The sequence below is a fragment of the Streptosporangium sp. NPDC049078 genome, from assembly GCF_040648855.1.
GTDB lineage: Bacteria > Actinomycetota > Actinomycetes > Streptosporangiales > Streptosporangiaceae > Streptosporangium.
The window spans coordinates 1-25,585 of the sequence record NZ_JBEZEL010000018.1 but is presented as its reverse complement, the minus strand read 5'-3'; the positions used below and the strand labels follow the sequence as shown (position 1 = coordinate 25,585).

Here is a 25,585-nt window from a genome sequence, read left to right as displayed (position 1 = left end):
TCGGCCGGAGAGCCGGGCGAAGAGCCCCTCAGCCGGGAACGAGGTGGGCGTTGGGCTCGCGGGCCCGGTCCGCCAGCTCGGGAATCTCCAGCACGGTCACCCCGGCCGCCGCGAGTTCCTCGGCCCCGTGGCAGTCGACGAAGACCAGCGGCTCGCGCCACGCCATCACCACGCGCCGCACGCCACTGTCCAGGATGAGCCGGGTGCAGGTCCTGGGACGCGAGGCTCGCGCGCTGCACGGCTCCAGACTGCTGTAGACCGTGGCGCCGGCCAGCCGGGGATCGTCCGGGGAGATCTTGGCCAGCGCCGACTCCTCCGCGTGGACGTGCGGATCGTTCTCCCGCGAGTAGCCCCGGGAGATCTCCTCACCGTCGGCGGAGACGACCACGGCGCCGACCGAGAAGGCCGTCTCCGAGGGCGGGCACGACCGCGCCAGGTCGCACGCCAGCTCCAGCCATTCGCGGTCGCTCATCTCGGCCTCCCCCGTGGACGGCGTCTCAGGTCAGCAGGTAGCGCAGGAGGGTGACGTCGCCCATCTTGCGGACCTCCGCCAGGTCCATTCTGCGATCGCGGTCACGGGGGAACTCCCCGCCCCCGACGAAACGCGGGGCCGCCGGATCGCCGACGAAGAACGGGGCGACGACGAGGTGGAGTTCGTCCACGAGATCCTCCCGCAGGAAGCGGGTGTGCACGGAGGTACCGCCCTCGACCATCAGGCGGCGCACCCCCCGCCCGTACAGGTCACCCAGGACACGGCCCAGGTCGACCGTGCCGCCCGTACCGCCCGTGCCGCCCGTGCCGATCGCGCCGACTGTGCCGTCCGTGCCGCCGTCGGCACCCGGGGCACCGGCGTCGACCACCTCGGCGGCCCCGCCGAGACGCCCGTCGAGCTTCGCCACCGCCGCCGGCGCGGCGTACACGATCTTCTCCGCGTCACCGGCCGTGAAGAAGGCGGCGCCCGGGTCGAGGTCCCCGGTGGCGGTGAGCGTCACTTTCGCGGGAGACGGCGGCAGGCCGCGCGCGACCCGCTCCAGCGCGCGCTCCCGCGATCTGACGAGGAGTCGCGGATCGTCGCGGCGGACGGTGCCGGCTCCGACCAGGATCGCGTCGCAGGTGGCGCGGACCGCGTCGACCCGGTCGAAGTCCTCGTCGTTGGAGAGCATGAGCCGCCGCGGCGTCTCGTCGTCGATGTATCCGTCGACGGACATCGCGCAGCTCAGCAGCACGTAGGGGCGCTCGCCCACCCTCCACCTCCCCGCCTCGGCACCGGCCGATCGTAACAACCTCGCCGTACCCGCTCGCGGCGACGTCCGCCTCCGCGCGTCCTGCCCGGCCACTTCCCGCCGGTCGCGTATCGGCGAAGACAGGATGTCATCTGTACGTCAGCGGCAATTCCCCCTTCGTTTACCCTCTGTTAACCTAAAACTAAAGCTTTCTCATTGAAGGGGCATAAATGCGCGCGAGTCCGCCGAGATGTGGCCACGGACCATCCCCAGGTCTCCTCCGTCCTCTCGGAAGGCCGACCCGCCACCGTCTCCGCGGCACCGGCCGCGCGCACCCCCTCGCCGCCCTCGCCGTCCCCGCCCTCCGCACCGCCCGTGCCCTCCGCGCTCCCGGGGGCGAGGGGGAGGCGTGACGGCGAGGCATCCGGGAGACCGGTGCGGCGCGGGCGCGAGGCACGAACGGCGGTATCACCGCTGATGGGATGGACCCTCGCGTTCGCCGTCGTGGCGATCCTCTTCGTGCTGGCCAGCGGGGCCAACGACGGGGCCACCATCATCGGTCTCGGGCTCAGGTTCCCCCGCTCCCCCGGATGGGCGGTCACCGTGCTCCTCGTGGCCGTGCTCTTCGCCGTCCCGTACCTCCTGGGGGTCGCGGTCGCGCGCACGTTCACCGAGCGGCTGGCCGGGCTCGGGACGAGCGGCGGCGCGGCGGCGTTCCTGATGGGAGTGGTGATCGCGGTGGCGGTGGTCGCGGTGCTGACCGGCAGGGGCCTGCCGACCAGCCTCACCCTCGCGGTGATCGGCGGCATCAGCGGCGCGGGACTCGGCGCCGGGCTCTCCGTGTCGTGGAGGGAGCTGGGCACCGTCCTGGCGATCGGGGCCTGCGCGCCCCTCGCCGGGCTGGCCCTCGGCTATCTGCTGGGGGCCCTGTCGCACCACGTGCCCTCCTACCGCCGCATGCCGCGACTGGTGTTCACCACCCACCTGCTCGCCTACTCGGCCCAGTGCGTGGCGTACGCGGTGAACGACGGCCAGAAGATGATCGCGGTGGTGAGCGTGGCGATCGGCGTGAGCCGTCACGGGCTCGGCGGGGTGGGGCCCGTCGAGGTCCCGCCGGTGTGGATGGCCGCCCTCGTGGCGCTCTTCCTCGCCGGTGCCCTGACGAGCCTGATCCGCGTCGGAGGCCGGTTGGGCCGCGGGGTGGTCATCACCCGCCCGCTGCACATCGTCTCCGCCGAGACGGCGGCCACCGGCGCCGTCCTCGGCAGTTCGGCCCTGGGAAGCCCGGTGAGCATGACCCAGTCGATCACCGCGGGGGTGGTCGGCGCGGCGACGAGCGAGGGAACGAGGAGAGTGCGATGGCAGGGCGTCGTGAACGTGGGTACGGCATGGCTGGTCACGCTGCCGTCGTCGATGGCGCTGGGCTGTCTCGGCGGTCTCGCGCTGAGGCTGATGTGAGCGGCACCGAGGGCCGCACCCGGAGGTTCGCGCGTGCCTGGGACGACCTGCGCGGCCGGTCGGGGCGGCGGATCGTCTCTCTGGTGCGGGAGCAGGTCGCCATCGCGCGGGCGGGAGCCGTGCTCGCCCTCTCGGTCGCGGACGGCGAGATCGAACGGTCGAAGGCGCGGGCCCGGATGGCCGACGTGGAGCACGAGGGGGACGAGGCCAGAGCCCGGCTGGTACGGATCCTGCGGCGGGTGCTGGCGACCCCTCTCGACAGGGAGGACCTGTTCAGGCTCTCCCGTTCGATCGACGACGTGCTGGACCAGCTACGCGACTGTGTGCGCGAGATCGACCTGTTCGGGCCGCAGGACGTGCGGTTCGCGGTCGAGCCGCTGCGGGCGGTGATCGACGGTCTCGACGAGCTGGAGGGCGCCGTACTGAAGATGATCGACGACCCGGCCTCGGTCACCGGGGCCGTGCTCGCCACCCGCAAGGCGTGCAGTCGCGTCCGCCAGCTCTACCAGGCCCGGCTCGCCGAGTTGTTCGCCGAGCGGCTGACCATGGACACCCTGCGCAGGCGCGAGCTGCTGTCGCGGCTCGACGCGGTGGGCCGCCGGCTCGGCGAGGCCGCCGACGCGCTCGCGGACGCGATGCTCAAACGAAGCCACTGAGGAGCCGCCGAGGAATCGCCGAAGGGAACTCCCGCGCGGCCGGATTCGTCAATCTCATGCGACCGTTCACCGTGCGACGTCCCCGACGCTGAGAGGCATCTCCCGTGCGCAGTTCGTTCTTCGGAAACCTTGACCAGGACCGGTTCCCCGGCCACTTCGCCCTGCAGAACGCCAAGATGCTGCGGGTGCGGCTGAACGGAGAGGTCCTGGCACGGCAGGGATCGATGGTCGCCTTCCAGGGACAGATGGACTTCGACTACGAGGGCGCGGGGAGCGTCGGCCGCTTCCTGAAGAAGATGGTGAGCGGGGAGGGCGCGCCGCTGATGCGCGTCCGCGGGCAGGGCGTGATCTTCTTCGCCGACAACGCCACCGACGTGCACCTGTTCTACCTGGAGGACGAGGCGCTCACCGTCAACGGCACCAACCTGCTCGCCTTCGACCCGCAGCTCACCTGGGACATCCAGCGCGTCCAGGGCGCGGGCGTCGCCACCGGCGGCCTGTTCAACACCACGCTCAAGGGCACCGGCTGGGTGGCGGTCACCGCGCACGGCGCCCCCGTGCTCCTCGACACCTCCCAGGCGCCGACCTTCGCCGACGGCCAGTCCGCGGTGTGCTGGAGCGCGGGGTTGCACGTGGGGGTCAACCGCACGATGAAGGCGGGGGCCCTGATCGGGCGAGGCAGCGGCGAGGCTCTGCAGCTCGCGTTCAGGGGTGAGGGCTTCGTCCTCGTCCAGGCGAGCGAGGGCCCGATCATCTCCAGCTCCGGCTGACCCGGCCGCTCACGCCCTGGCCTGGATGAGGCCGTGGGCACCGGTGGTCAGCCAGGGACCGCCCGTGGCCTCCAGCGACGTGACCACGTCACCGTCCAGGCCGACGGCGACCTCGGACTTCAGGGTGCGCAGCGCCACGACCGGGCCTGGGAAGTACGCGGTGGCCTCGGCGAACGGGGTGGTGTGCGGCCAGGCCCTGTCTCCGACGAGGCGGCGGTAGTTCAGGTCACCCTTCATGATCGTTAGTGACGCGGACGCGAAGTCCTCCCGCATGCCGAAAGGCATCTCGTGGTAGGGCAGGGGCGCGCAGGAGAAGGCGTACGCCCGCAGGAGCAGCCTCCCCGACCCGAGCGCCGCCCGCAGCCGCCCCGCGACCTCTCCCGCCTCGCCGCCGGCGGCGGCCATCCGGCGCAGGCAGGCCAGGACGTCGGCGGGGGTGGCGTCGGACAGGTAGTACGGCAGGGGCTTGACGTGCAGGACGACCTCCTCCGCTCCCCTGGCGTGCAGCAGGTGGTCGATGAGGACGAGGTCGGGCAGCAGCTCGCTCCCGGCGTTGTCCGCGACGAGGCAGATCCTCGTGAGCCCTCCGCGACCGGCCTCCCCGCCGTCGACGAGTGACCACAGGAGCGCGCTGTCGTCGGCGAGGAGCCCGGACTCCCGCCCGGCGAGCTCGGGGCCGGCCGCGACCCGGAACACCAGGTCGGCCCGGTTCCCCCACAGCGCCCGCAGAACGAGCGCCTGGGCCCGCTCGGCGGAGGGCAGTTCGGCCAGGGCGTCGAGCTCGCCGAGCTCCTCGTCGACGGCCTCGCCGAGCAGCTCGGCCTGCTTGAAGGGCTCGAACGGGTCGACGCCTCGCCACGGGCCCGGCCCGAAGTAGCCGACCGCGGACAGCAGCCTGCGGTAGAAGTAACTCTCCGCCCACAGGAACGGCGCGTCGTCCCACCGCCGCCCGACATGGCCCCGGTCCCAGCTCTCCCACAGGTCACGGTCGTGCGCGGACTCCTCAAGCGGCTCGATCACCCCCTCGATCTCCTCAAGCAGCAGGTCGAGTGCCCGGTTCACCCCGAGGTCGTACGGCGTGGCGGTGCGGACCTTCTCGATCAGGGCGGGGTGCCGTTCATGAAGAACGCGCCACGGATAGGAACCGGGGACGTCGCTCAGGAACACCTGCGGATCCTGCGGCGCCCAGGGCCCTGCGGCCCGCTGCCGAGCATCACCGTCTGCCATTTCCGACTCCTTTTTGACGCGCGACGACTCTTGTTATGAAATATGTTTAGCTAGAGCGAACAGGCGGCCACGCCGCTTGACGGAGGGAGCCGCGGGTGGGCACATCGGAGCGTCACAGCGGTGAGGAGCTGGACCGCCACGACGCCGTCGGAGCCCGGATGCGGCAGTTCCGTAAGGAGCGCGGTCTGACCCTACGCGGTCTCGCCACCCACTCCGGGCTCTCGATCGGGTTCCTCTCGCAGGTCGAGAGGGGGATCTCCTCCATCGGCCTGACCGCGCTCAACAGCGTGGCCACCGCACTCGACCGCAGCGTGGCGGAGTTCTTCAACGACGTGCCGCCCGAGGAGGAGACACAGGAGACGCGCGCCCCGGTCTCCCATCTGCCGAGCCACTTCACGCTCACCCGCTCGGCGACGGCCGCCACCGAATACATCTCGGGCCAGCAGACCTACCGCATGCTCTCGGCGAGGGGCCCGAACCTGGTGCTCGAACCGCTGCTGGTGCACATCGCGCCCGGCGGCAAACGCGAGAACTCCTACGGTCACGCCGGGGAGGAGTTCGCCTTCGTGCTGGAGGGCGAGCTGCTGTACGAGGTCGACGGCGTCGAGCACCGGCTGTACCCGGGCGACAGCGTCCACCTGAGGTCGACCGTCCCGCACAGCATGTTCAACGACACCGACCGGGTCACCACGGTCGTGTCCGTGGTGACCCCCCGGCTGTTCTGACCCCTCCCCCGGGCGCGAAGACGGTCAGCGGCGGCGCAGGGCGCGGGTGGCCAGTGCGACCGCGGCCAGCGCGCCGAGCGCCCCGGCGGCGACCGCCCCGCGCTGGCGGGAGATGCGCCGCTGGATCTCGGCGTAGGGCACCGTGCTGAACGAGACGAGCTCGTAGCGGGAGACGTAGACGCCGGGCAGCAGCCGTTCCAGGCCGTGCTCGACGCGTTTGCGCAGCAGGAACGACCGGGAGGCGACCTTGTCGCGCATCTCGACGAAGTTCTCCAGCGCGAGCTCGGCGATGGTGTCGGCGTGCTCCTTGCGCCGGGCCCCGTACATGGCGAGGGCCCTGGGGAAGTCGTCGCCGGCCTCCTCCAGGCAGCGGTCGAGCTCCACGCAGTCCTCGAAGCCGCAGTTCGCGCCCTGGCCGTAGAAGGGGACGATCGCGTGGGCCGCGTCTCCGAGCAGGCCGACCACCGCTCCCCCTGTGCCGCGTACGTGCCAGGGGCGGGCCCGCATGGTGACCAGGTGCCCGATCGGGTTGTGGGCGTAGTCGTCGGCGAGGTCGGGCATGAGGGCGTGGGCGTCGGCGTAGTTCGCGGCGAAGAACTCCTCGAAGCGCTCCGCGGTGTCCAGTTCGGCGAAGCTGCCCGGCCCCGACTTGGGCCAGAACAGCGTGCACGTGAAGGACCTGTCCGGGTTGGGCAGGGCGATCATCATCGCCTTGCCGCGCGGCCAGATGTGCAGCGCGCCCGGGTCGAGGGCGAACCCGCCGTCGCGCGCCGGGATCGTCAGCTCCTTGTAGCCGTAGTCGAGATACTCCTGGCTGAAGTCGAAGCCGGGCAGGAACTGCAGCCGTCCCCGTACCGCGCTGTAGGCGCCGTCGGCGGCGAGCACGACCTGGGCGGTGCGGGTGACGGGACCGCCGGGCGTGTCGAAGTCCATCCGGCCCGAGTCGACGTCGAGTCCGGTCAGCCGGTGCTCGAAGAGCGCGCGGACCCCCGGCATGCCGAGGGCGGCGTCCAGCAGGGTGCGGTTGAGCTCGGAGCGGCTGATGGAGTTGATCGCCCGCTGCCCTCCCGCGCTGTAGGGCTGGAAGCTGAGCGTGCCGTCGGGGGCGTGCATCATCCGGCCGGGCATCGGCAGCGCGGCCTTCAGCACGGCCTCGTCCAGCCCGATCCGGCGCAGCGCGTCGATCCCCCGTTCGGAGATCGCCAGGTTGATCGAGCGCCCGCGCTCAGGCGTGGCCTCGCGCGGGTCGGGCCTGCGCTCGTACAGGGTGACCTCGTAGCCTCGGCGGGCCAGGTAACAGGCCGTCAGGCAGCCGACCAGCCCCGCGCCGACCACGGCGACCTCGCCGGGGGACCTCATCTCGGGCTCACCTCCCTGGCGAGCGCGTCGGCGGCCCGCCAGCAGTCGTGGAACGTGGAGTACAGGGGCACGGGGGCGAGCCGGATGACGTCCGGGCGCCGCACGTCGGCGAGGACGCCGTGGACCTCGTGCAGCCGGTCGGCGAGAGCCGCGGCATCGAGAGCGCCGCCGGCGCCGGGGACGCCGCCGGTCACCCGCAGGGAGAGCTGGGCTCCGCGCCTGGCCGGGTCGGCGGGCGTGACGATCTCCAGCGGGCGGTCGCGGACCACCTCGGTGAGCAGCCGTTCCAGGTAGCCGGTGAGCGCCAGGCTCCGCTCCCTCAGCGCCGCCATCCCCGTCTCGGCGAACATCCGCAGCGAGACCCGCACCGGGGCCATCGCGAGGATCGGCGGGTTGGAGATCTGCCAGGCGTCGGCGGTGGGTACCGGGACGAGCTCGGGTCGCATCTCGAAGCGGGTCGCCTCCTCGGTGCTCCACCATCCGGCGAGCCGGGGCAGCGTGGGATCGGTCACGTGGCGCCGGTGCACGAAGCATCCGGCGACGGCGCCGGGCCCCGAGTTGAGGTATTTGTACGAGCACCAGGCCGCGAAGTCCACGTCCCAGTCGTGCAGCGCGAGCGGCACGTTCCCCGCGGCGTGCGCGAGGTCCCAGCCGACGCGGCACCCGGCCGCGTGCCCGGCCGCGGTGACGGCGGGGATGTCGAGGAACTCGCCGGTCAGGTAGTTGACCCCGCCCAGCAGCACGAGCGCCACCCGGTGCCCCTCGCGGGCCAGGTAGTCCACGATGTCGGCGGTGCGCAGGCAGTCCTCGCCCTCGCGGGGGCGCAGCCGGACCACCGTCTCGTCGGGGTCGAGGCCGTGGTGCACGGCCTGGCTGCGCACCGCGTAGCTGTCGGAGGAGAAGGCGTGGTCCTCGATCACGATGCGGGTGCGCTCACCGGCCGGGCGGTAGAAGGTCGCCATCATCAGGTGCAGGTTGACCGTGAGGGAGTTCATCACCACGGTCTCGTCGGGGAACGCGCCCACGAGCGCCGCGGCGTCCTCGCGCAGTTCCGCGTGGTAGGGCAGCCAGGGGTGCGCCGCGCGGTGGTGGCCCTCGACCGCGTGCAGGGCCCAGTCGTCCAGCTCGGCGGAGATCGCGGCGCGGGCGGCGCGGGGCTGCAGGCCGAGCGAGTTGCCGGCGAAGTAGGCGAGCTCGGGGTGCCGGGAGGTCGCGGGGGCGGGCGGGACGAGGAACTCCGCGCGGCGGCACACCGGCCTTCCGGCGGCCTCGGCCTGTCGCGCGGTCTCGGCGTCGGCGGCGAGCGCCTCCCGCTCACCGGGCAGACCGCCCTGCCCGAGGCCGCCACGGCCACCGGATCCTTCGTGTCCGCCCAGGTCGCGGCGCGAGGTGCGGTCCACGTCACCGCCGGTGTCATGCGGATCGCCAAGGCCCCCGGTCTCCTCGACCGTCACGCCCGACATCTCCGTTGCCGGACCCCCGGCGCGTTCACTCGTCACATCATCTCCTTCTCCTCTCTTATGTTCACCCATACCGAACTGAGGTGAAAATCAGGAGAGTGAGACGATTCAGGCCGTGTGCTTTCCGGACGGAAGGTTCTCGGGGCATCCGGTTTCAAGATGACGGAGCGTCACCGGAGGGTGTCGCGCCTCACACCGGGCCACCGCCCCGCGCCGCGGGGGATCGGTCCAGCAGCGGCAGCACCTCGGCTCCGAGCAGTTCCACGCCCCGGTCGTCGCTGAGACCGTGCGGGGTGCCGAACTCCACCCGGTGCGCGCCCGCGTCGATGAGGGCCTGGGCCTGCGCGGCGACCTGCTCGGGGGTGCCGGAGAAGGCGAACAGGTCGAGCAGGTCGTCGGGGACGAGGCGCCCCGCCTCGGTGTCCCTGCCCTCCCCGACCAACGTCTTCACCCTGTCGAGCAGGTCGGCGGGGATCTCCACGGTCGGATCGAGGTCGGCGACCACCGCGAGGTACATCGCGACCTCGCCGCGCGCCTTGGCGCGGGCCGCGACGCCGTCGGTGTCCACCACGGTCACCGCGCCCAGGACGACCCCGATCGCGCCGGGATCGCGCCCGGCCGCCACCGCCCCGGCCGCGACCCGCTCGCGGATCACCCCGACCATCGCCGGGTTCGCGCTGCCGCCCACCTTGATCTCGTCGGCGATCCGTCCGGCCAGCGCCGCCCCCCTCGGCCCCCACGTGCCGAGCAGCAGCGGCGGCCGGGGCCGGTGTACGGGGTAGCGCAGCCCGGTGCCCGGCGCGAGGCGGAACATCTCCCCCTCGTACCCTCCGGTGTCACCGGCGAGCAGCCGGTAGACCACCTCCGCCGCCTCCGCCAGCGCGGTGAGCGGCCTGGGCTGGGCGATGCCCACCGCGCCGAGCCAGGTGCCGCGTGCCAGCCCGAGGTAGGCGCGGCCGTGCGAGGCGAGGTCGAGGGCGGCGAGCTGCCCGGCGATCTCGTACGGTGCCGTGGAGTAGGGGTTGAGACAGGCCGCGCCGAGCCGCACCCGGCCGGTGGCGGCGGCCATCTCCAGCAGGGGGAAGATCGGCGGCTGGTACATCAGGTCGCCGAACACGCTCAGCACGTCGAAGCCGTGCTCCTCGGCGCGGCGCGCGAGCCGCGCGTAGTCACCGGCCCGCTTGTCGCTCTGCAGGCCGAGGCCGATCTCGGCGGTCATCGGGGGCTCTCCTGCCCGGTGGCGTTCGTCACGGATTCCTCACAGTCTGCGGTCGTCGCGGATCGCCGCGTGATCACGGCGGTCCTCGGGGATCCCTCCGGCACGCCGGTCATCGCGGGTCCTTCTCAGGTCAGGTCGGCTCAGGTCAGGTCGGCGGAGTTCATCCGGCGGCGCCCGGTCCGCTCGACCCGCATCACCAGCCGCTCCTCCGGGTCGGGGCAGGTGAACAGGGTGTCTCGCTCCAGCCAGTCGCCCTCGGCGAGGTCGCGCTGCTTGGCGGCGAGGAACGGCAGCACCGAGGCGAGCGCGTAGACGCAGAAGTGCTCGCCGTCGGGGAGCCGCAGGTGGGCGCTGTTCTCCAGGGTGAAGCAGTCGCCCACCTCCATCCCGCAGACGGACCTGCCCTCGATGCGGTCGACCACCACCCGCAGGTCGTACAGCTCCATGTCGCCCTGCTCGTCCCCGCCGTTCCCACTGATGTCGTTCACGCCGCTTCCTCCCTCAGCCCGTCCGGACCATGATCTTTCCTGTCGTACGGCGTTCGGCCAGGTCGGCCAGGGCCGCGGGGGTCTCCGCCAGGCTCACCACGCGCGACACGAGCGGCCGTACGGCGCCCGAGTCGAGCAGGGCGAACAGCTCCTCGTAGGCGTCCCGCACCGCGTCGGGTCTCCGCCACGGGTACGCCGACCCCCACGACACCCCGACCAGGGAGGCGTTGGCGGCGACGAACGCCATCGGGTCGACCGGCGGCGGAAATCCTCCGGCCGCACCGACGGCCACCAGGCGCCCCTCGAAGGCGAGGCAGTCCAGCGAGCGCGCGAGGACGTCGCCGCCGACGGGGTCGACGACGACGTCGGCGCCGTTGCCGTCCGTCAGGTCCATCACCGAGGCGGCGAAGTCGACCTCCAGGTAGTCGATCGCCTCGGCCGCACCGTTCTCCCGGCACAGCGCGGTCTTGGCAGGGCCACCCGCCGTGCAGATCACCCGCGCCCCGAAGGCGAGCGCGAGCTGGGTGGCGGCGATGCCGACACCTCCCGCACCCGCGTGCACGAGCACCGTCTCCCCCGCCGCGAGCCCGGCCCTGCGCAGCGCGAACCACGCGGTCTGGTACGTGACGGGCAGGGCCGCGACCGTGACGGGGTCGAGCCCGTCCGGGTAGGGCACGACGAGGGCGGCGTCGACGGTGACGACGTCGCCGAGGGCCCCGTGCGGCAGGGTGGGGCAGGCGAGGACCGCCCTGCCCTCCAGGTGCTCGGCACCCGCCCCGGCGGCGACCACCGTTCCCGCGGCCTCGACGCCGGGCGTCATCGGCGGATCCGGGCGTACCGGGTAGGTGCCCCTGCACAGCATGACGTCGAGGTAGTTCAGCCCGACGGCCCGCACCGCGATCCGCACCTCGCCGTCGCCGGGGGCGCGCTCCTCGGGCACCTCCGCCAGGGAGAGGACCTCCTCGGGCTCGCCGTGCTCGTAGGCGACCAGCCGCCGGTTCACGACGTGAGCAGTTCTGAGTGGTGGTGCACGATGAGCCAGTCCCCGCCGACGCGGCGCAGCACGTCGGTCACCCGGCTGCGCTGGACGGGTCCGTCCGGCGGCTGGGCGACCAGCACGTAGCGGGCGACGCCGGTGTCGTCCCACACGTCGATCCACTTGTCCTCGGCCTCCAGCCTGGCGAGGCGGGGACGCGCACCCGAGCCGTCCCTCTCGTCGCGGTAGGCGTCGAGTTCCCGCCGGGTCCTCAGCGGTCCCGGAAGGTGCGTCTCCCAGGTGGTCACCGCGTCGTGCAGGTGCCCGTCGAAGCGGTGGCGGTCGGCCGCGAGGAACGCGTCGTACATGTCGTCGATGCCGGCCGCGATCAGGTCGGCGTCCGCACCGGACCCGGTGTTCACGACTTCTCCCATCGGGTCGGCGTCCACCTCGGAGTCGGGGTTCACGACTTCTCCCATCAGGTCGGTGCCCACCTCGGAGCCGGTGTTCACGGCTTCTCCCATCCCGACCGGTCGTCGCGGACGACCCGGCCGCCCTTCATCACCCAGCGGACCCCGCGGAAGGCCGAGGTGCCCGCGAGCGGGTCGGCGTCCATCGCGATGAGGTCCGCGTACTTGCCGACCTCGACGGTGCCGAGGTCGGCCTCGGCGCCGAGCCAGCGGATCGGGCCGAGCGTGCCCGCGTACAGTGCTCCGGCCGGGCCGAGACCGCCTTCGGACATGCACTCCAGCTCGCGTACCGAGGCGTTCGTCCCCTCGAAGTCCCAGAACGGCGGCATGTCGCTGCCCAGCAGGACGTCCACCCCCGCGTCGAGGGCGATGGCGTAGCTCTCCAGGTGGCGGGGGCCGGCTCCGAGCGAGCGGCACTGCATCCACTCCGGCACCCCGAGCTCGTCGAAGAACTCCTTGCAGCGGGTGACGAGCAGCGTCGGCACCAGGGACGTGCCGCGTTCGGCCATCCTCTTCGCGACCTCGGGGGTGAGCTGATAGCCGTGCTCGACGCAGTCGAGGCCCATCTCGACGGCCTCGGCGATCACCGCCGCCGGACCCGCGTGCGCGGTGACCTTGCGGCCCCAGGCGTGCGCGGTCTGCAGCGCCGCCGCCAGCTCGTCGGAGAACAGCTGCGGGGTGTCCATCTGCTCGTGTTCCCCGGCGATCCCGCCCGAGATCATGATCTTGATGAGGTCGGCGCCCGCCTTGATCTGGCTGCGCACCCCGCGCCGGAACCCGTCGGCGCCGTCGCACTCCAGGGTGTCGCTCCCCTCGTGCCCGTGGCCGCCGGTGCAGACCAGCGCGCGACCGGCGGTGAAGATGCGCGGGCCGGCCGCCCGGCCCGACTCGATCGCCCGGCGCAGTGCGAAGTCGGCGTGGTCCTTCTCGGCCACGCACCTCACCGTGGTCACCCCGCAGTGCAGGGTGCGCCGGGCGCCGTCGGCCATGTAGAGGGCGAGCTCGTGCGCCGTCATGTTCTTGACGCTGTCGCCTCCCTGGCCGGGGAGCGACAGGGACAGGTGGGTGTGCATGTTGACCAGGCCGGGGGTGACGTACGCGCCGTCCAGGTCGAGCAGTTGGGCGTCGCCCGTCCGCTCCAGGATCCGCTCGCGAGGACCCACGGCCGCGATCCTGTCACCCCGGATCCACACCGCGGCGTCGGCGATCCGCCCCTCCCCCTCCGCCGTCCGGACCGCGGCGTCGGCGATCCGCCCGTCCGTCGTCCGGGCCGGCCGGATGGCAGCGTCGCCCGAGAACGGGACGCCCGCCGTACGACCTCCCGAACCGGCGGCGCGGGCGTCGGTGACGGTGCAGTTGACCAGGACCACATCGTTGACCATGTCGTTCATCGGACGACCTCGGCTCCATAGGTCTCGCGGGCGGCTTCGGGGGAGACGTAGCCCTCGGCGACGTCGCGGCGCACCAGGTCGGGATCGCGGTCGCGCGGATCCCCGTGCCCACCGCCACCGGCCGTGAGCAACGTGATCCGGTCGCCGACCTCCACCCTGGTCCGCTTCGTGCTCACCCGATGCTCACGCTCGGTGCCGGGAAAGACCACCACCTGGTTGGGCTCCGGCTCCAGCCCGCCCTCCAGCGCCCACGGCCGCGACCGCGTCTTCTTGATCACCGACAGGAACTCCCCCGGCACCACGAAACGAATGTCACGCCGCAAACCCACCCCACCCCGGAACCGTCCCGCGCCGCCGGAGTCCTCACGCATCTCCACCCGCTCGAAGAACATCCCGGTCCTGGCCTCCAGAACCTCGACGGGGGTGTTGCGGGCCTGGGTCTGGCACAGGTGGTTGGCGGCGTTCATACCGTCGTGGGACGGGGTCGCGCCCCAGCCGACCGGGTCGTTGTTGCTGACCGCGAACATCTGCCCGGTCTCCGGATGGATCCCGACCATCATGAACCCCGGCACGTCACCCCCCGAAGAGGCGGGAAGCCGCTCCGGCATGCCCTGCGCCAACGCCTTGTAGATCAGCTCCAGGGCGACCGTCCCCGTCCACTGGGTGAAGGTCGCCGCCGGGTAGGCGGCGTGGAAGAGGGTGCCGGGTTCGGCCCGCACCTCCAGCGGGGCGAAGTGCCCGGCGTTGGTCTGCTCTGTCGGCGTGGTGATCGCCTTGAACGCGACCCGGCAGGTCGCGATGGTCGCGCCGAACGGGAGGTTGACCGGTCCCGCGGTCGCGCCGGACGATCCGGCGAAGTCGACGGTGAAGGTGCCGTCGGCGACGGTGACGGTGACCCGCATGCGGACCGGATCCTCGGTGATCCCGTCGTCGTCCAGCCAGTCGACCGCCGTCCACGAGCCCTGCGGCAGGCCGGCGACGGCCTCGGCGGCGGACTCGGCGGCGGCGGCGATCACGATCTCGACGACGGAGGCGACGACGTCCCCGCCGTAGCGGGTGTACAGCTCGCGGAGGCGGCGCTCGCCGGTGCGCAGCGCGGCGACCTGCGCGTTCAGATCACCGATCACCAGATCCGGCATCCGCGAATTGAACCGGATCAACTCAATGATCTCCCGATTCGCCACCCCCTCCGAGAACACCTTCGTCCCCGGAAAGATAATCCCCTCCTGATGCATATCCGTGGAATCCAGCACATACCCCGGATCCTTCGCCCCCAGATCCATCCAGTGAGCCCGCACACACAAAAAACCCACCAGATCGGCATCCACGAACACCGGAGAGAACAACGTCGCGTCGTAAGAATGCGCCGCGTTCCAGTACGGATAGTTCAACAACACCACGTCACCGGGACGCAGATTCTCCCGCCCGACATACTCCACCCCCTTACGGATGGAATAGTCGTTGGCGCCGAGAAAGCGGCTCAGCCCCGTCGACTCGGCAACGAGACGAAGATCCGCGTCGTAGACGGAGATGCCGAAGTCGAACACCTCGTAGATCACCGGGTTGAAGGCGGTACGGACGAGCGTGGCCCGCATCTCCTCGGCGACCGAGGAGAGGTGGCTGCGCACCACCTCGACCGTCGCGCCGTCCACCGGGCCGAGGCCGCCGCCCGCGCGGCCGGCCCTTCGCCCTCCTGAGGCGGCGGGCCCGGTGGACTCCGGGGCCGCGGGACCGGACGGGTCGGAGACCGCGGTCCCTGGGACGGCGGAGCCGGACGGGTCGGAGACCGCGGCCCCTGGGACGGCGGGGCCGGACGGCGTGGAGGCGGCGGGCTCAGACATCGTCGATCCCGTAGGTCTCGCGGGCGGCTTCGGGGGAGACGTAGCCCTCGGCGACGTCGCGGCGCACCAGGTCGGGATCGCGGTCGCGCGGATCCCCGTGCCCACCGCCACCGGCCGTGAGCAACGTGATCCGGTCGCCGACCTCCACCCTGGTCCGCTTCGTGCTCACCCGATGCTCACGCTCGGTGCCGGGAAAGACCACCACCTGGTTGGGCTCCGGCTCCAGCCCACCCTCCAGCGCCCACGGCCGCGACCGCGTCTTCTTGATCACCGACAGGAACTCCCCCGGCACCACGAAACGAATGTCACGCCGCAAACCCACCCCACCCCGGAACCGTCCCGCGCCGCCGGAGTCCTCACGCATCTCCACCCGCTCGAAGAACATCCCGGTCCTGGCCTCCAGAACCTCGATCGGGGTGATGCGTCCCGTGCTCCCCGAGACGTGGGTGGCGGCGTTCATGCCGTCGTGGGACGGGGTCGCGCCCCAGCCCACCGGGTCGTTGTTGCTGACCGCGAACATCTGCCCGGTCTCCGGATGGATCCCGACCATCATGAACCCCGGCACGTCACCCCCCGAAGAGGCGGGAAGCCGGTCGGGCATGCCCTGTGCCAGCGCCTTCAGGATGAGTTCGACCGCGACGATGCCGGTCCACAGGGTGAACGTCGGCTGCGGGTAGACGGCATGGAAGAGCGTGCCCGGTTCGGCCCGCACCTCAAGAGGAACGGTCGTACCGAAGTTGGACGGCTCGTCGGGCGAGGTGAGCGCCTTCAGGACGACCTTGCAGATCGCGATGGTCGCGCCGAACGGCATGTTGATGGGCCCTGCGGTGGCGGGCGAGGAACCGGCGAAGTCGACGGTGAAGGTGCCGTCGGCGACGGTGACGGTGACCTGCATGCGGACCGGATCCTCGGTGATCCCGTCGTCGTCCAGCCAGTCGACCGCCGTCCACGAGCCCTGCGGCAGCTCGGCGAGGGCGGCGCGGGTGCGCGCCTCCCCGTCCTCGACCATCCGCTGGACCGCCGCCTCCACGGTGGGGCGGCCGAACTTCTCCAGGATCTCCTGGAAACGGCGCTCGCCGGTGCGCAGCGCGGCGACCTGCGCGTTCAGATCACCGATCACCAGATCCGGCATCCGCGAATTGAACCGGATCAACTCAATGATCTCCCGATTCGCCACCCCCTCCGAGAACACCTTCGTCCCCGGAAAGATAATCCCCTCCTGATGCATATCCGTGGAATCCAGCACATACCCCGGATCCTTCGCCCCCAGATCCATCCAGTGAGCCCGCACACACAAAAAACCCACCAGGTCCTCGCCCATGAAAACCGGGCAGAACAACGTCGCGTCATACGCGTGTGCCGCGTTCCAGTACGGATAGTTCAACAACACCACGTCACCGGGACGCAGATTCTCCCGCCCGACATACTCCACCCCCTTACGGAGTGAGAAGTCGTTGGCGCCGAGGAAGAAGGTGAGTCCGGTGGCCTCGGCGATCAGCCGCAGGTCCGCGTCGTACATCGACATACCGAAGTCGTGGACCTCGTAGATCACCGGGTTGAAGGAGGTGCGGATCAGCGTGGCCCGCATCTCCTCCGCCGCCGCGAGCAGGTAACTGCGCACCACCTCGGCGGTCGCGCCGTCCAATCGAGCGCCGTCCGCCCCGGCGCCGTCCACTCCGGCGCCGTCCGATCGAGCACCGTCCAGCCGCTCCGTCATGACGTCGCCTCCACAAGCCGTACCAGCAGGTAGCCGTGTTCCTCGACCTCGACCCGCTGCCCCGAGGGGACCACGGTGGTCGAGGTGCCCTCGTCGACCAGGGCAGGGCCTTCGAACGCGTCGCCCGGCTCAAGCAGCGCGCGGTCGTAGACGGCGAACGACGCCGTGGCGCGGGTGCCGAAGTCGTAGGCGTCCCTGTGGGCGAGCAGCGCCCGGCTCGCGTCGCCGTCACCCGGCGGGCGCGTCACCAGTTCTGGCCGGTCGGTACGGCCGATGCCGCGCACCCGCAGGTTGAGGATCTGCACCCGGTTGTCCATCGCGTGCCCGTACCGCGCCGCGTGGGTCTCCTCGAACGCCCGCCTGATCGCGTCGCGGTCGAGGTCGCGGCCCGTGGTGACGATGAGCGAGTGCTCCTGGCCCAGGTAGCGCAGCTCGAACTGGCGCTCAAGGACCATGCGGTCCGCCGGGACCCGCTGCGCCTCCAGGGAGGCGACCGCCTCGGCCTCGACGCTCTTGAACACCGTCTCCAGCCCGTCGAGGTCGGCGTCGTCCAGGGTGGCCATCACCGTGCGGGAGAAGTCGTCGACGATGTCGGCGCTGAGCATCCCCCAGGCGGAGAAGCCCGAGGGCGCGAACGGCACGATGACCTCGCCGATGCCCATCTCCGCCGCGAGCAGCGGGGCGAGCAGCGGCCCCGCCCCACCGAACGCGAGCAGCGAGAAGCCCCGGGGGTCGTGTCCCCGCTCGACCGTGATCTGCCGGACCGCGCCGACGGTCTTGGCGAGCAGCACGTCGAAGACGCCCGCCGCCGCCGCCTCGGGGCTGAGCCCGAGTGGCCCGGCCACCTGCTCGTCGAGCGCCGCGCGGGCGGCGTCGGCCCGCAGTTCCATGGTCCCGGCCAGGAAACGGTCCGGGTCCACGTAGCCGAGGACGACCGCCGCGTCCGTGACGGTGGGGCGGGTGCCGCCCCGGCCGTAACACACCGGGCCGGGGTCGGCACCCGCACTCTGCGGCCCCACCTTCAGCAATCCCCGCTCCAGCCACGCGATCGAGCCCCCTCCGGCGCCGATCGTGCGGATGTCGTAGGTGGGGATCAGCAGCGGGAAGTGCTCCAGCTGCGCCTCGTAGGCGGCCACCGGGGACCCGTGCTCGATCACGCACGCGTCCAGCGAGGTGCCGCCGATGTCGAAGGTGAGAAGGTCCCGGCGACCGAGGGCGGCGGCGATGTGCGCCGCGCCCACGATGCCGCCCGCCGGGCCCGACAGCACGGTGTGCGTCGGGGAGGTCTTGGCCACGGCCGACGTCATGGAACCGCCGCCGGAGCGCATGATCAGGAATCGCCCGTCGAAGCCGCGCTCGGCGAGCCCGCGCTCCAGCCGGTCCACGTACCTCTCGAAGATCGGCCGGATGTAGGCGTCGAGGACGGTCGTGCTGGTCCGCTCGTACTCGCGGTACTCCCGCACGATGTCGGTGGAGACCGAGACCGTCACCTGGGGGTACGCCTCGCGGATGATCCGGGCGGCCTCCCGCTCGTGGGAGGGGTCGAGGAAGGAGTGCAGGAAGCAGACGGCGATCGACACCACTCCCCGCTCCTCGACCAGGACGCGGGCGGCCTCCCGCACCCCGGCGGCGTCGAGCTCCTCGACCACCCGGCCCCGGTGGTCGAGCCGCCCCCGCACCCCGGCGGTGTGGCGTCGCAGCACGAGGCTGTCGGGCCGCTCGTACTGGAAGTCGTACATGTGGTCGGAGGGCACGTTGCCCCGGCCGATGAGGAAGATGTCGCGGAAGCCGTCGTTGGTGATGATCCCGGTGGGCTCGCCGCGCCGCTCCAGGACGGCGTTGAGCCCGAGGGTGGTGCCGTGGATGAACAGCTCCACCTCCGACAGGTCGGTGCCGAGCGCGGTGACCGCGTCGAGCACGCCCTCCCAGGGGCGCGCCGGGGTCGTCGAGGCCTTCCTGAAGCGCACCTCGTGGGTGCGCGTGTCCAGCTCCATCGCGTCGACGAAGGTGCCCCCGATGTCGACGGCCAGACGGATGTGCTTGGGGTCGGGCATTGCGGGTGTCACCTTTCGATCAGCGCGGGGATCTCGGCGGCGCGGTGGCAGGCGACCAGGCTCGCGCCGTACGGGCGGAGTTCCTGTTCCCGCTGCCGGCACTCGTCGGTCGCGAAGGGGCAGCGCGGCGCGAGGGCACAGCCCGCGGCGGCGTCCGCCTCCTCCAGATCCTTGGTCAGTTCGACCCGCGGTCCGCCGTACCCGGCGCCGAGGCTCGGGGCGCTGGACAGCAGCGCCCGGGTGTAGGGGTGCAGGGGGTTGCCGAAGACCTCTTCCACCGGCCCCTCCTCGACGATCCGCCCCAGGTAGAGAACCACGACGCGGTCGCAGAATCCCCGAACGGTGGCCAGGTCGTGGGAGATGAAGACGCTGCCGCGCGAGCGGTCGCCGCTCACCTCGGCGATCACCTTCAGGATCTGCGCCTGCACGGTGACGTCGAGCGCCGAGGTGGGCTCGTCGAAGACGATCAGGTCGGGGTCGCCGACGAGCGCGCGGGCGATGCCGACGCGCTGCGCCTGCCCGCCGGACAGCTCGTGCGGGCGCCGCCCCAGGATCGAGGGGTCCAGTTCCATGCGTTCCAGGACCGCGGCGACGCGTGAGACGCGCTCGGCGGCGGGCACCCCGGCGGCGCGCAGCGGCTCACCGATCGCGTCCTGCACGGTCCGCCGGGGGCTGAGCGAACCCACCGGGTCCTGGAAGACCAGCTGTGCCCGGGTGCGCAGGCGGCGCAGCTCCCGGCCGCGCACCTCGGACAGGACCCGCCCGGCCACCTCGACCCTCCCCGTGGAAGGGGCGACCAGCCCGAGCATCAGCCTGGCCAGGGTGCTCTTGCCACAGCCGCTCTCCCCGACGACGCCCAGGGTCTCACCGGCGGCGACGCTGAGGCTGACCCCGCGCAGGGCGTGGTGACCCCCGCCGCCGAAACGGGAACCGTAGACGACGTGCGCGTCCTCGACGCGCAGCACCTCCCCGCCCGTCCCGCCTCCGGGGCGCGTCTCCGTTCCCGAGCCCGTCGTCTCAGCGGAAAGCGTCCTCTTCCCCGAGTGTGTCTTCTCAGCGGGGTGCGTCCCCTCCCCCGTCGAGACGGCGGCCGTACGGGCGGGCGGCTCCGTGGGCGACGGGGAAGGGGTGTCGAGGTGCCCGGTGCGCGGCTCGGTGAGGGGCCCGGTGAGCGGCTCGGACGACTCGGTGAGCGGCCCCGAGCGGGGGTGGAAGCAGGCGGCGCTCCAGTCGGAGGAGAGGGTCCTGGCGTACGGGCGCTCCGCCACGCACAGCTCCGTCGCGTGCGCGCAGCGCGGTACGAACGGGCAGGAGGAGGGCTCCTCGGAGAGCAACGGCATCGCACCGGGGGTGGCGATCACCGCGCGCCCGTCGATGTCGGGCACCGAGCGCAGCAGCGCCCGCGTGTAGGGGTGGGCGGGCTCGTCGAGCACCTGCGGTCCCGGACCGCTCTCCACCACCGTCCCCGCGTACAGCACCACGACGCGGTCGCAGACCTCCGCGATGGAGGCGAGGTCGTGGGAGATGAGCAGCACGCCGCGCCGCTCGGCGTTCGCGGCGAGCCGGAAGCGGTTGAGGATCTCCCTGGTGAGGGTGACGTCCAGCCCGGTGGTGGGCTCGTCGGCGATGAGCAGGCCGGGGGCGCAGCCGGTGGCGAGTGAGATCATGACGCGCTGCGCCATGCCGCCGGAGAGCTCGTGCGGGTAGGCGTCCAGGCGGCGCCTCGGGCTGCGGATGCCGACCGACTCGAACAGCTCGGCGGCGACCTCCCGCGCGGGGGCGGGGGCGAGCGCCTGGTGGGTGACGAGCCTGTCGACGAGCTGGCGGCCGACGGTCCTGGTGGGGCTGAGCGCGCCGCGCGGGTTCTGGAAGCAGATCGCGGCGCCGTGCCCGCGGAAGGACTCCAACTCGGCGGCGCCCATCGTCAGCACGTCGGTGCCCTCGAACAGGACCCTCCCGGTCGTACGGGAGCCGCCGGGCAGCAGGCCCACGATCGAGCGGGCCACCATGCTCTTGCCGCCGCCGCTCTCACCGACCAGGCCGACCACCTCGCCCGGCTCGACGGTCAGGTTCACCCCGCTCAGCGCGGCGACCCGGCGTCCGGGGCGGTGGATCACGACGGAGAGGTCCTCGATCGACAGGAGTGTCATCGTCCGTCACCTCCTCGTGGAGTCGGCGCGTTCCTGCAGGCCCTCACCGAGGAGGCTGAAGCCCAGGACGCAGATCAGCAGGAAGAGACCGGGCGGCACCGAGGTCCACCACCGGCCGGCGACGACGTCTCCGGCACCGAGGCTGATCATGGCGCCCCACTCGGCGGTGGGCACCGGCACGCCGAGCCCGAGGAAGGACAGCCCGGCGAGCGTGAGCATCGCCCAGCCGCAGTTCAGCGGGGCGATGACGCGCACCGGGGTGAGGCTGTTGGGCAGGACGTGCCGCCAGAGCACCCCCCAGAAGGAGGCGCCCGAGGTGCGGGACGCCTCCACGAACGGCAGTTCCCGCACCGAGCGCACCTCGGCCCGCACCAGCCGGGCGTACGCGGGCGCGTTCACCAGCGCGATCACCGCGATCAGGTTCGCGGTCCCGCCGCCGAGCAGCGCGGCCACCGCGAGAGCGAGGATGAAGGTGGGGAACGCCTGGAAGACGTCGAGAACTCGCATCAGCACGTCGTCCGGCCAGCCGCCCCGGTATCCGGCGACGAGGCCGACGAGGCTGCCCGCGACCACGGCGACGGCGACCGCGGCGATCGCGATGCCGACGTCGAGCCTGGCGGCGTGCAGGACCCTGCTCCACACGTCCATGCCGTTGAGGTCGGTGCCCAGCAGGTGGGCGCCGCCCGGCGCCGCGAGGGGCGCGAGGGGGTCGATCTCCTCGGGGCCCCACGCGCTGAGCAGCGGCGCGAACACGACCGCCACGGCGACCAGCGCCAGGATGGCGGAGCCCGCGATGATCAGGGACGACGCGAAACCGCGGTCCCCGCCGACCTCCCGGACGCGCTGCGACATCAGATCCTCACTCTCGGGTCGAGGATCGCGTGGACGACGTCGGCGATGAGGAACACCACCACGTAGAACAGCGCGATCACGAGCACCGACGCCTGCACCACCGGGTAGTCCCGGTAGAGCAGGCCGCGCAGCGCCCACTGCCCGAAGCCCTGCCAGGAGAAGACGTACTCCACGAGGACGGTCGAGCCGATGGAGAAGCCGAACACCAGGGCCGCCAGCGCGGGGAGCCGCACCAGCGCGGCCCGCACCAGGTAGCCGCGGAGCAGCAGCCGGTCCTTGAGTCCGTGCGCGGCGGCGGCCGTGTACGCCTCGGAGGCGAGCACCTCCAGCGCGGAGGCCCGGACGCTGCGCAGCAGCGGCGCGACGATGGCGATCACCAGCGTGGCGACCGGCAGCGCGAGGTGCTCCAGCGCGGAGACGAACGCGGGACCGTTCGCCGTCAGCGCCGCGTCGAGCAGGTCCGCGCCGGTGATCAGGCTGAGATCGGTGTCGGGGTCCACCCGGCCGCTGGGCGCGGGGAACCAGCCCAGCACGCTGTAGCCGACGAGGACGAGCACCAGGCCGAGCCAGAACTCGGGCACCGAGTTGCCGATGAGCGCCGCGACGCGGACGGTGTGGTCGCCGAACCGGCCCACGTTCCGCGCCGACCAGATGCCGAGCACCGTGGCCAGCACCAGCGCCACGGTGAGCGCGATCACGACGAGTTCCATGGTGGGACCGATACGCACGGCCATCTCGGCGCCCACGGAGGTGCCGCTCTGGATCGAGGTGCCGAAGTCACCGGTGAACAGTCCCCCGACGTAGTCGAGGAACTGCCGCCACAGGGGCTGGTCCAGCCCGAACCTGGCCCGCGCGGCGGCGGCGTCGGCCTCCGTGGCGTTGGGGCCGAGGATGGTACGGATCGGGTCGCCCGGCAGGACCCTGACGAGGAGGAAGGTCACGACGACCACCCCGAGGAGCACCGGGACGAGCTGGAGCAGCCGCCTGAGGAGGAACCGGAGGACGCGCACGAATCACCCGGTGACGTTCAGGTAGCGCAGCCGGGCCAGACCGTCCATCGGCTGCACCCATCCCTGCACCTCTTCCCTGACGGGGAGGTTGAAGTTGGGCTGGCAGACGACGACCCACGGCACGTCCTCGGCCATGATCTCCTGCACGCGCAGCCAGAGCTTGGCGCGCTCGGCCTCGTCGACGACGGTGTGGGACTCCTCGAAGATCTTCTCGATCTCGTCGTTGACGTAGTTGGAGTAGTTGAGGTTCGCCCCCTTGGTGAAGCTGGTCCCGAGCATGTACTCCACGTCGTTGACCCAGAGCTGGCCCAGGGTGATCTGCAGGGGGATGTTCTTCTTCTCCCTGCGCTCGGCGAGCGTCGCGGGGTCGAGCGGGGTGAGCTTCAGCTCGATGCCCGCCTTCCTCGCCTCGCTCTGCACGAGGACGGCGATCTGCTGCTGCTCCTCGTTGTCGGTCTGGAAGACCAGCTCGGAGGTGATCGAGGTCTTGCCCGCCGCGGTCAGCGTCTCCTTGGCCTTGGCGACGTCGTGGGTGTAGGGGTAGCCGGTCTCGGAGTAGCCGGGCATGTCCAGCGGGACGACGCTCTTGGTGGGCCGCGCGTCGCCGCCGTAGACGTTGGCGATGATCTGCTCGTACGGGACGGCCTGGGCGAGCGCCTTGCGCACCGCGGGGTCGTCGAAGGGGGCGGTGGTCACCGACATCTGGATGGCGAGCTGGTTGTTGCTCGGCGCGGAGATGACCTTGATGCCCTCGGTGGTCTTGAGGTCCTTGATGTCGCGCTGGCCGATCCCGAAGGCGATGTCGATGTCGCCGTTCTGCAGCTGGAGGCGCTGGTTGGAGGCCGCGGGCACCACGGTGAGCCTGATCTGCGGGCTCTTTGCGCCGTCGGTGCCGGGGTAGCCGGTGTTGGCGCTGAGCAGGATCTCCTGGCCCTGGACCGCCTTCTCCACGTTGAAGTAGCCGCCGGTCGGGGGGTTCTTGGCGAACCACTCCTTGGCCCAGGGGTCGTCGTCGGTGGCGTGCTTCTTCGCCTCTTCCGAGTCGAAGACGTACAGCGAGATGGCCTGGATCTGCCGGGTGAGGGCGCTGGGGAACGCCTGGGTGAACGTCACGGTGTAGTCGTCGACCACCTCGACCTGGTCGGCCTTGGTGAGCCCGATCAGCCGGTAGACCCCGGCGACGTTCGCCTTCGCGGCGAAGGCGCGGTCCTTGGACCACTTGACGTCCTTGGCGGTCATCTCGTTGCCGCTCGCGAACTTGACGCCCTGGCGCAGCTTGAGGGTCCAGACCTTGTTGTCGGCGTCGGGCTCGAAGGACTCGGCGAAGGTCGGGGCGATCGCCTCGGTGTCGAGGATCTGGCCGTCGCCGACCGAGGTGACCCCGTAGTCGATCATGTAGGGGAAGACGTTCTTGTAGAGCATCAGCGCGGTCAGGTCGAATCCGACGAAGTCCTGGTCCCAGCTGCTCAGGTAGCTGCCCACCGCGATCCGCAACGCCCTGGCGGCGGGGGCGCCGCTCTCGCCGGGAGCGGTGCTCGCCGAGGGGGCGGGGTCGCCCGCCTTGGTGCCCGCGGCGCACCCGGTCGCGAAGAGGAGGGCGACCCCACCCCCGAGCTGCAGGATCGAGCGGCGGGACAGCGCGGGGGATCCCGGACCGTGGGGGTGAGAGAAACCGGGCATCGCAGTCCTCCAGGGGCCATGAGGGTTAGGCCGCGAGATGAGCGGATCGTTCCAGTGACGACCCACTCGACCTACATGTGCCGTTTGTTCTATCAGACCTGAGTTCCGTGAACAAGGGAGTAAGGCTTGTTCACAGATAAAACCCATGCTCAGAGAGCCAATTGGGAGATCTGGCGATCGAGAGGAGTGGCTGTGTTCACTGAATTTCACACGAACGACGCTCGGCTGTGACCCACGCTTCCTACCCTGTCGGCAGGGCCGCGCCGCCCGGAGAGCCCGCACGGGGACGACGAGACGGCCACAGCGCGGACCACATGCCTCCGCCAGACATGATTACATCTCTCAGAACGGGCAGGACCTGTAGGGGCGAGCGCGGATCCGGCCGGATCCGGGTCTCGGCCGCCGTGTCGCCGGAACCCCGGTGACACCCCCTGCGGGAGTGAGTCGATGTTCTCCGTACCTGTACTGCTCGTCGTGACCACCGCGGTCGTGATCGCCGTGCTGGCCTGCGCACTCGCACTGGTGGCCGGGTCGGCCTGGCCGCTCTCCGTGCTCAGCGGCGTCGCGGCGGGCGCGGCCACCCTCAGCCTGCTCTCCCGCCTGGTGGACGGCGGCCACCGGCTTCGCCCGTAGTGCCCGGATGTCCCCCGTGCGCCGGAGCCGATCCCTGAGAAAGGCTGCTGTGACGACAACGGCTTCCGGCACCCCCGCGAGCGGCGGGGGCACCGGAAGCCGGCGGCAACGGGAGGAGAGGGGTTGGCAGCTGCTCAATTTTTTATAAGCAAAGATGATCACACGTAGTCATGTATCTTGCGCGCGTGAAGCTTTCGGAGTGGGCACGCCGGCAGGGCGTGAGCTA

Annotated in this window: 22 protein-coding genes; 5 read left to right on the top strand and 17 right to left on the bottom strand. The window is 71.5% G+C overall.

Annotated elements, in window-relative coordinates; all coding sequences use genetic code 11:
- Window positions 1-28: 28 nt before the first annotated feature.
- Together AB0B90_RS28725 and AB0B90_RS28720 are read right to left on the bottom strand one after the other, a co-directional pair.
- Window positions 29-472 carry a deaminase gene (locus AB0B90_RS28725; RefSeq protein WP_350947339.1) on the bottom strand — a complete coding sequence of 148 codons (444 nt, stop codon included), beginning with the start codon at window positions 470-472 and terminating at the stop codon, window positions 29-31.
- Between the two features lie 25 nt (window positions 473-497).
- Window positions 498-1,244 carry a dihydrofolate reductase family protein gene (locus AB0B90_RS28720; RefSeq protein WP_362925778.1) on the bottom strand — a complete coding sequence of 249 codons (747 nt, stop codon included), beginning with the start codon at window positions 1,242-1,244 and terminating at the stop codon, window positions 498-500.
- Between the two features lie 456 nt (window positions 1,245-1,700).
- Here AB0B90_RS28720 and AB0B90_RS28715 point away from each other — a divergent pair, with 456 nt between their 5' ends.
- The 3 genes from AB0B90_RS28715 to AB0B90_RS28705 all read left to right on the top strand — a co-directional run bounded on the left by AB0B90_RS28715 (window position 1,701) and on the right by AB0B90_RS28705 (window position 4,107).
- Window positions 1,701-2,681 carry an inorganic phosphate transporter gene (locus AB0B90_RS28715; protein ID WP_362925777.1) on the top strand — a complete coding sequence of 327 codons (981 nt, stop codon included), beginning with the start codon at window positions 1,701-1,703 and terminating at the stop codon, window positions 2,679-2,681.
- Window positions 2,678-3,337 (top strand): DUF47 family protein, encoded by a 660-nt coding sequence (locus AB0B90_RS28710; RefSeq protein WP_350947336.1) that lies wholly within the window; start codon window positions 2,678-2,680, stop codon window positions 3,335-3,337. The genes AB0B90_RS28715 and AB0B90_RS28710 overlap by 4 nt, the downstream gene beginning before the upstream one ends.
- Before the next feature lie 104 nt (window positions 3,338-3,441).
- The gene (locus tag AB0B90_RS28705; RefSeq protein WP_350947335.1) at window positions 3,442-4,107 is read left to right on the top strand and encodes an AIM24 family protein; all 666 of its coding nucleotides are present in this window, start codon (window positions 3,442-3,444) and stop codon (window positions 4,105-4,107) included.
- 9 nt (window positions 4,108-4,116) lie between these two features.
- On the opposite strand, the gene AB0B90_RS28700 is transcribed toward AB0B90_RS28705, so the two are convergent.
- Window positions 4,117-5,334 (bottom strand): damage-control phosphatase ARMT1 family protein, encoded by a 1,218-nt coding sequence (locus AB0B90_RS28700; RefSeq protein ID WP_350947334.1) that lies wholly within the window; start codon window positions 5,332-5,334, stop codon window positions 4,117-4,119.
- 95 nt (window positions 5,335-5,429) lie between these two features.
- Between AB0B90_RS28700 and AB0B90_RS28695 the strand changes: the two genes are divergently transcribed.
- A complete protein-coding gene (locus tag AB0B90_RS28695) occupies window positions 5,430-6,059 on the top strand; it encodes a cupin domain-containing protein (protein WP_350947333.1) in 630 nt (209 codons plus the stop codon).
- A 24-nt stretch (window positions 6,060-6,083) separates the two neighbouring features.
- Here the strand turns inward: AB0B90_RS28695 and AB0B90_RS28690 are convergent, their stop codons facing one another.
- The 14 genes from AB0B90_RS28690 to AB0B90_RS28625 all read right to left on the bottom strand — a co-directional run bounded on the left by AB0B90_RS28690 (window position 6,084) and on the right by AB0B90_RS28625 (window position 24,726).
- Window positions 6,084-7,460, bottom strand: coding sequence for an NAD(P)/FAD-dependent oxidoreductase (locus tag AB0B90_RS28690; protein WP_350947501.1), 1,377 nt, complete (start codon window positions 7,458-7,460; stop codon window positions 6,084-6,086).
- Window positions 7,415-8,917, bottom strand: coding sequence for a kynureninase (kynU, locus tag AB0B90_RS28685; RefSeq protein ID WP_362925776.1), 1,503 nt, complete (start codon window positions 8,915-8,917; stop codon window positions 7,415-7,417). The genes AB0B90_RS28690 and kynU overlap by 46 nt, the downstream gene beginning before the upstream one ends.
- 151 nt (window positions 8,918-9,068) lie before the next feature.
- Window positions 9,069-10,097 carry an LLM class flavin-dependent oxidoreductase gene (locus AB0B90_RS28680; RefSeq protein ID WP_362925775.1) on the bottom strand — a complete coding sequence of 343 codons (1,029 nt, stop codon included), beginning with the start codon at window positions 10,095-10,097 and terminating at the stop codon, window positions 9,069-9,071.
- Window positions 10,098-10,237: 140 nt separating this feature from the next.
- Window positions 10,238-10,585, bottom strand: a complete 348-nt coding sequence (locus AB0B90_RS28675; protein WP_350947330.1) for a TIGR04076 family protein — start codon at window positions 10,583-10,585, stop codon at window positions 10,238-10,240.
- A 13-nt stretch (window positions 10,586-10,598) separates the two neighbouring features.
- Complete coding sequence (locus tag AB0B90_RS28670) at window positions 10,599-11,588, bottom strand: zinc-binding dehydrogenase (protein ID WP_350947329.1); 990 nt, start codon at window positions 11,586-11,588, stop codon at window positions 10,599-10,601.
- On the bottom strand, window positions 11,585-12,073 hold the full coding sequence (locus tag AB0B90_RS28665; protein WP_350947328.1) for a DUF4440 domain-containing protein: 489 nt from the start codon (window positions 12,071-12,073) through the stop codon (window positions 11,585-11,587). Before AB0B90_RS28665 ends, AB0B90_RS28670 begins: the two co-directional genes overlap by 4 nt.
- Window positions 12,070-13,422 carry an amidohydrolase family protein gene (locus AB0B90_RS28660; RefSeq protein WP_350947327.1) on the bottom strand — a complete coding sequence of 451 codons (1,353 nt, stop codon included), beginning with the start codon at window positions 13,420-13,422 and terminating at the stop codon, window positions 12,070-12,072. The genes AB0B90_RS28665 and AB0B90_RS28660 overlap by 4 nt, the downstream gene beginning before the upstream one ends.
- Window positions 13,419-15,263, bottom strand: a complete 1,845-nt coding sequence (locus AB0B90_RS28655) for a hydantoinase B/oxoprolinase family protein (protein WP_362925774.1) — start codon at window positions 15,261-15,263, stop codon at window positions 13,419-13,421. Before AB0B90_RS28655 ends, AB0B90_RS28660 begins: the two co-directional genes overlap by 4 nt.
- Window positions 15,256-16,980, bottom strand: a complete 1,725-nt coding sequence (locus AB0B90_RS28650) for a hydantoinase B/oxoprolinase family protein (RefSeq protein ID WP_350947325.1) — start codon at window positions 16,978-16,980, stop codon at window positions 15,256-15,258. The genes AB0B90_RS28655 and AB0B90_RS28650 overlap by 8 nt, the downstream gene beginning before the upstream one ends.
- Complete coding sequence (locus tag AB0B90_RS28645) at window positions 16,977-19,034, bottom strand: hydantoinase/oxoprolinase family protein (RefSeq protein ID WP_350947324.1); 2,058 nt, start codon at window positions 19,032-19,034, stop codon at window positions 16,977-16,979. Before AB0B90_RS28645 ends, AB0B90_RS28650 begins: the two co-directional genes overlap by 4 nt.
- An 8-nt stretch (window positions 19,035-19,042) precedes the next feature.
- The gene (locus AB0B90_RS28640) at window positions 19,043-21,184 is read right to left on the bottom strand and encodes an ABC transporter ATP-binding protein (RefSeq protein ID WP_350947323.1); all 2,142 of its coding nucleotides are present in this window, start codon (window positions 21,182-21,184) and stop codon (window positions 19,043-19,045) included.
- A gap of 6 nt (window positions 21,185-21,190) precedes the next feature.
- Window positions 21,191-22,036 (bottom strand): ABC transporter permease, encoded by an 846-nt coding sequence (locus tag AB0B90_RS28635; RefSeq protein WP_350947322.1) that lies wholly within the window; start codon window positions 22,034-22,036, stop codon window positions 21,191-21,193.
- Complete coding sequence (locus AB0B90_RS28630) at window positions 22,036-23,046, bottom strand: ABC transporter permease (RefSeq protein ID WP_362925773.1); 1,011 nt, start codon at window positions 23,044-23,046, stop codon at window positions 22,036-22,038. Before AB0B90_RS28630 ends, AB0B90_RS28635 begins: the two co-directional genes overlap by 1 nt.
- 3 nt (window positions 23,047-23,049) lie before the next feature.
- The gene (locus tag AB0B90_RS28625) at window positions 23,050-24,726 is read right to left on the bottom strand and encodes an ABC transporter substrate-binding protein (RefSeq protein WP_350947320.1); all 1,677 of its coding nucleotides are present in this window, start codon (window positions 24,724-24,726) and stop codon (window positions 23,050-23,052) included.
- Between the two features lie 447 nt (window positions 24,727-25,173).
- On the opposite strand from AB0B90_RS28625, the gene AB0B90_RS28620 reads away from it, so the two are divergent.
- The gene (locus AB0B90_RS28620) at window positions 25,174-25,359 is read left to right on the top strand and encodes a hypothetical protein (RefSeq protein ID WP_350947319.1); all 186 of its coding nucleotides are present in this window, start codon (window positions 25,174-25,176) and stop codon (window positions 25,357-25,359) included.
- Window positions 25,360-25,585 lie beyond the last annotated feature (226 nt).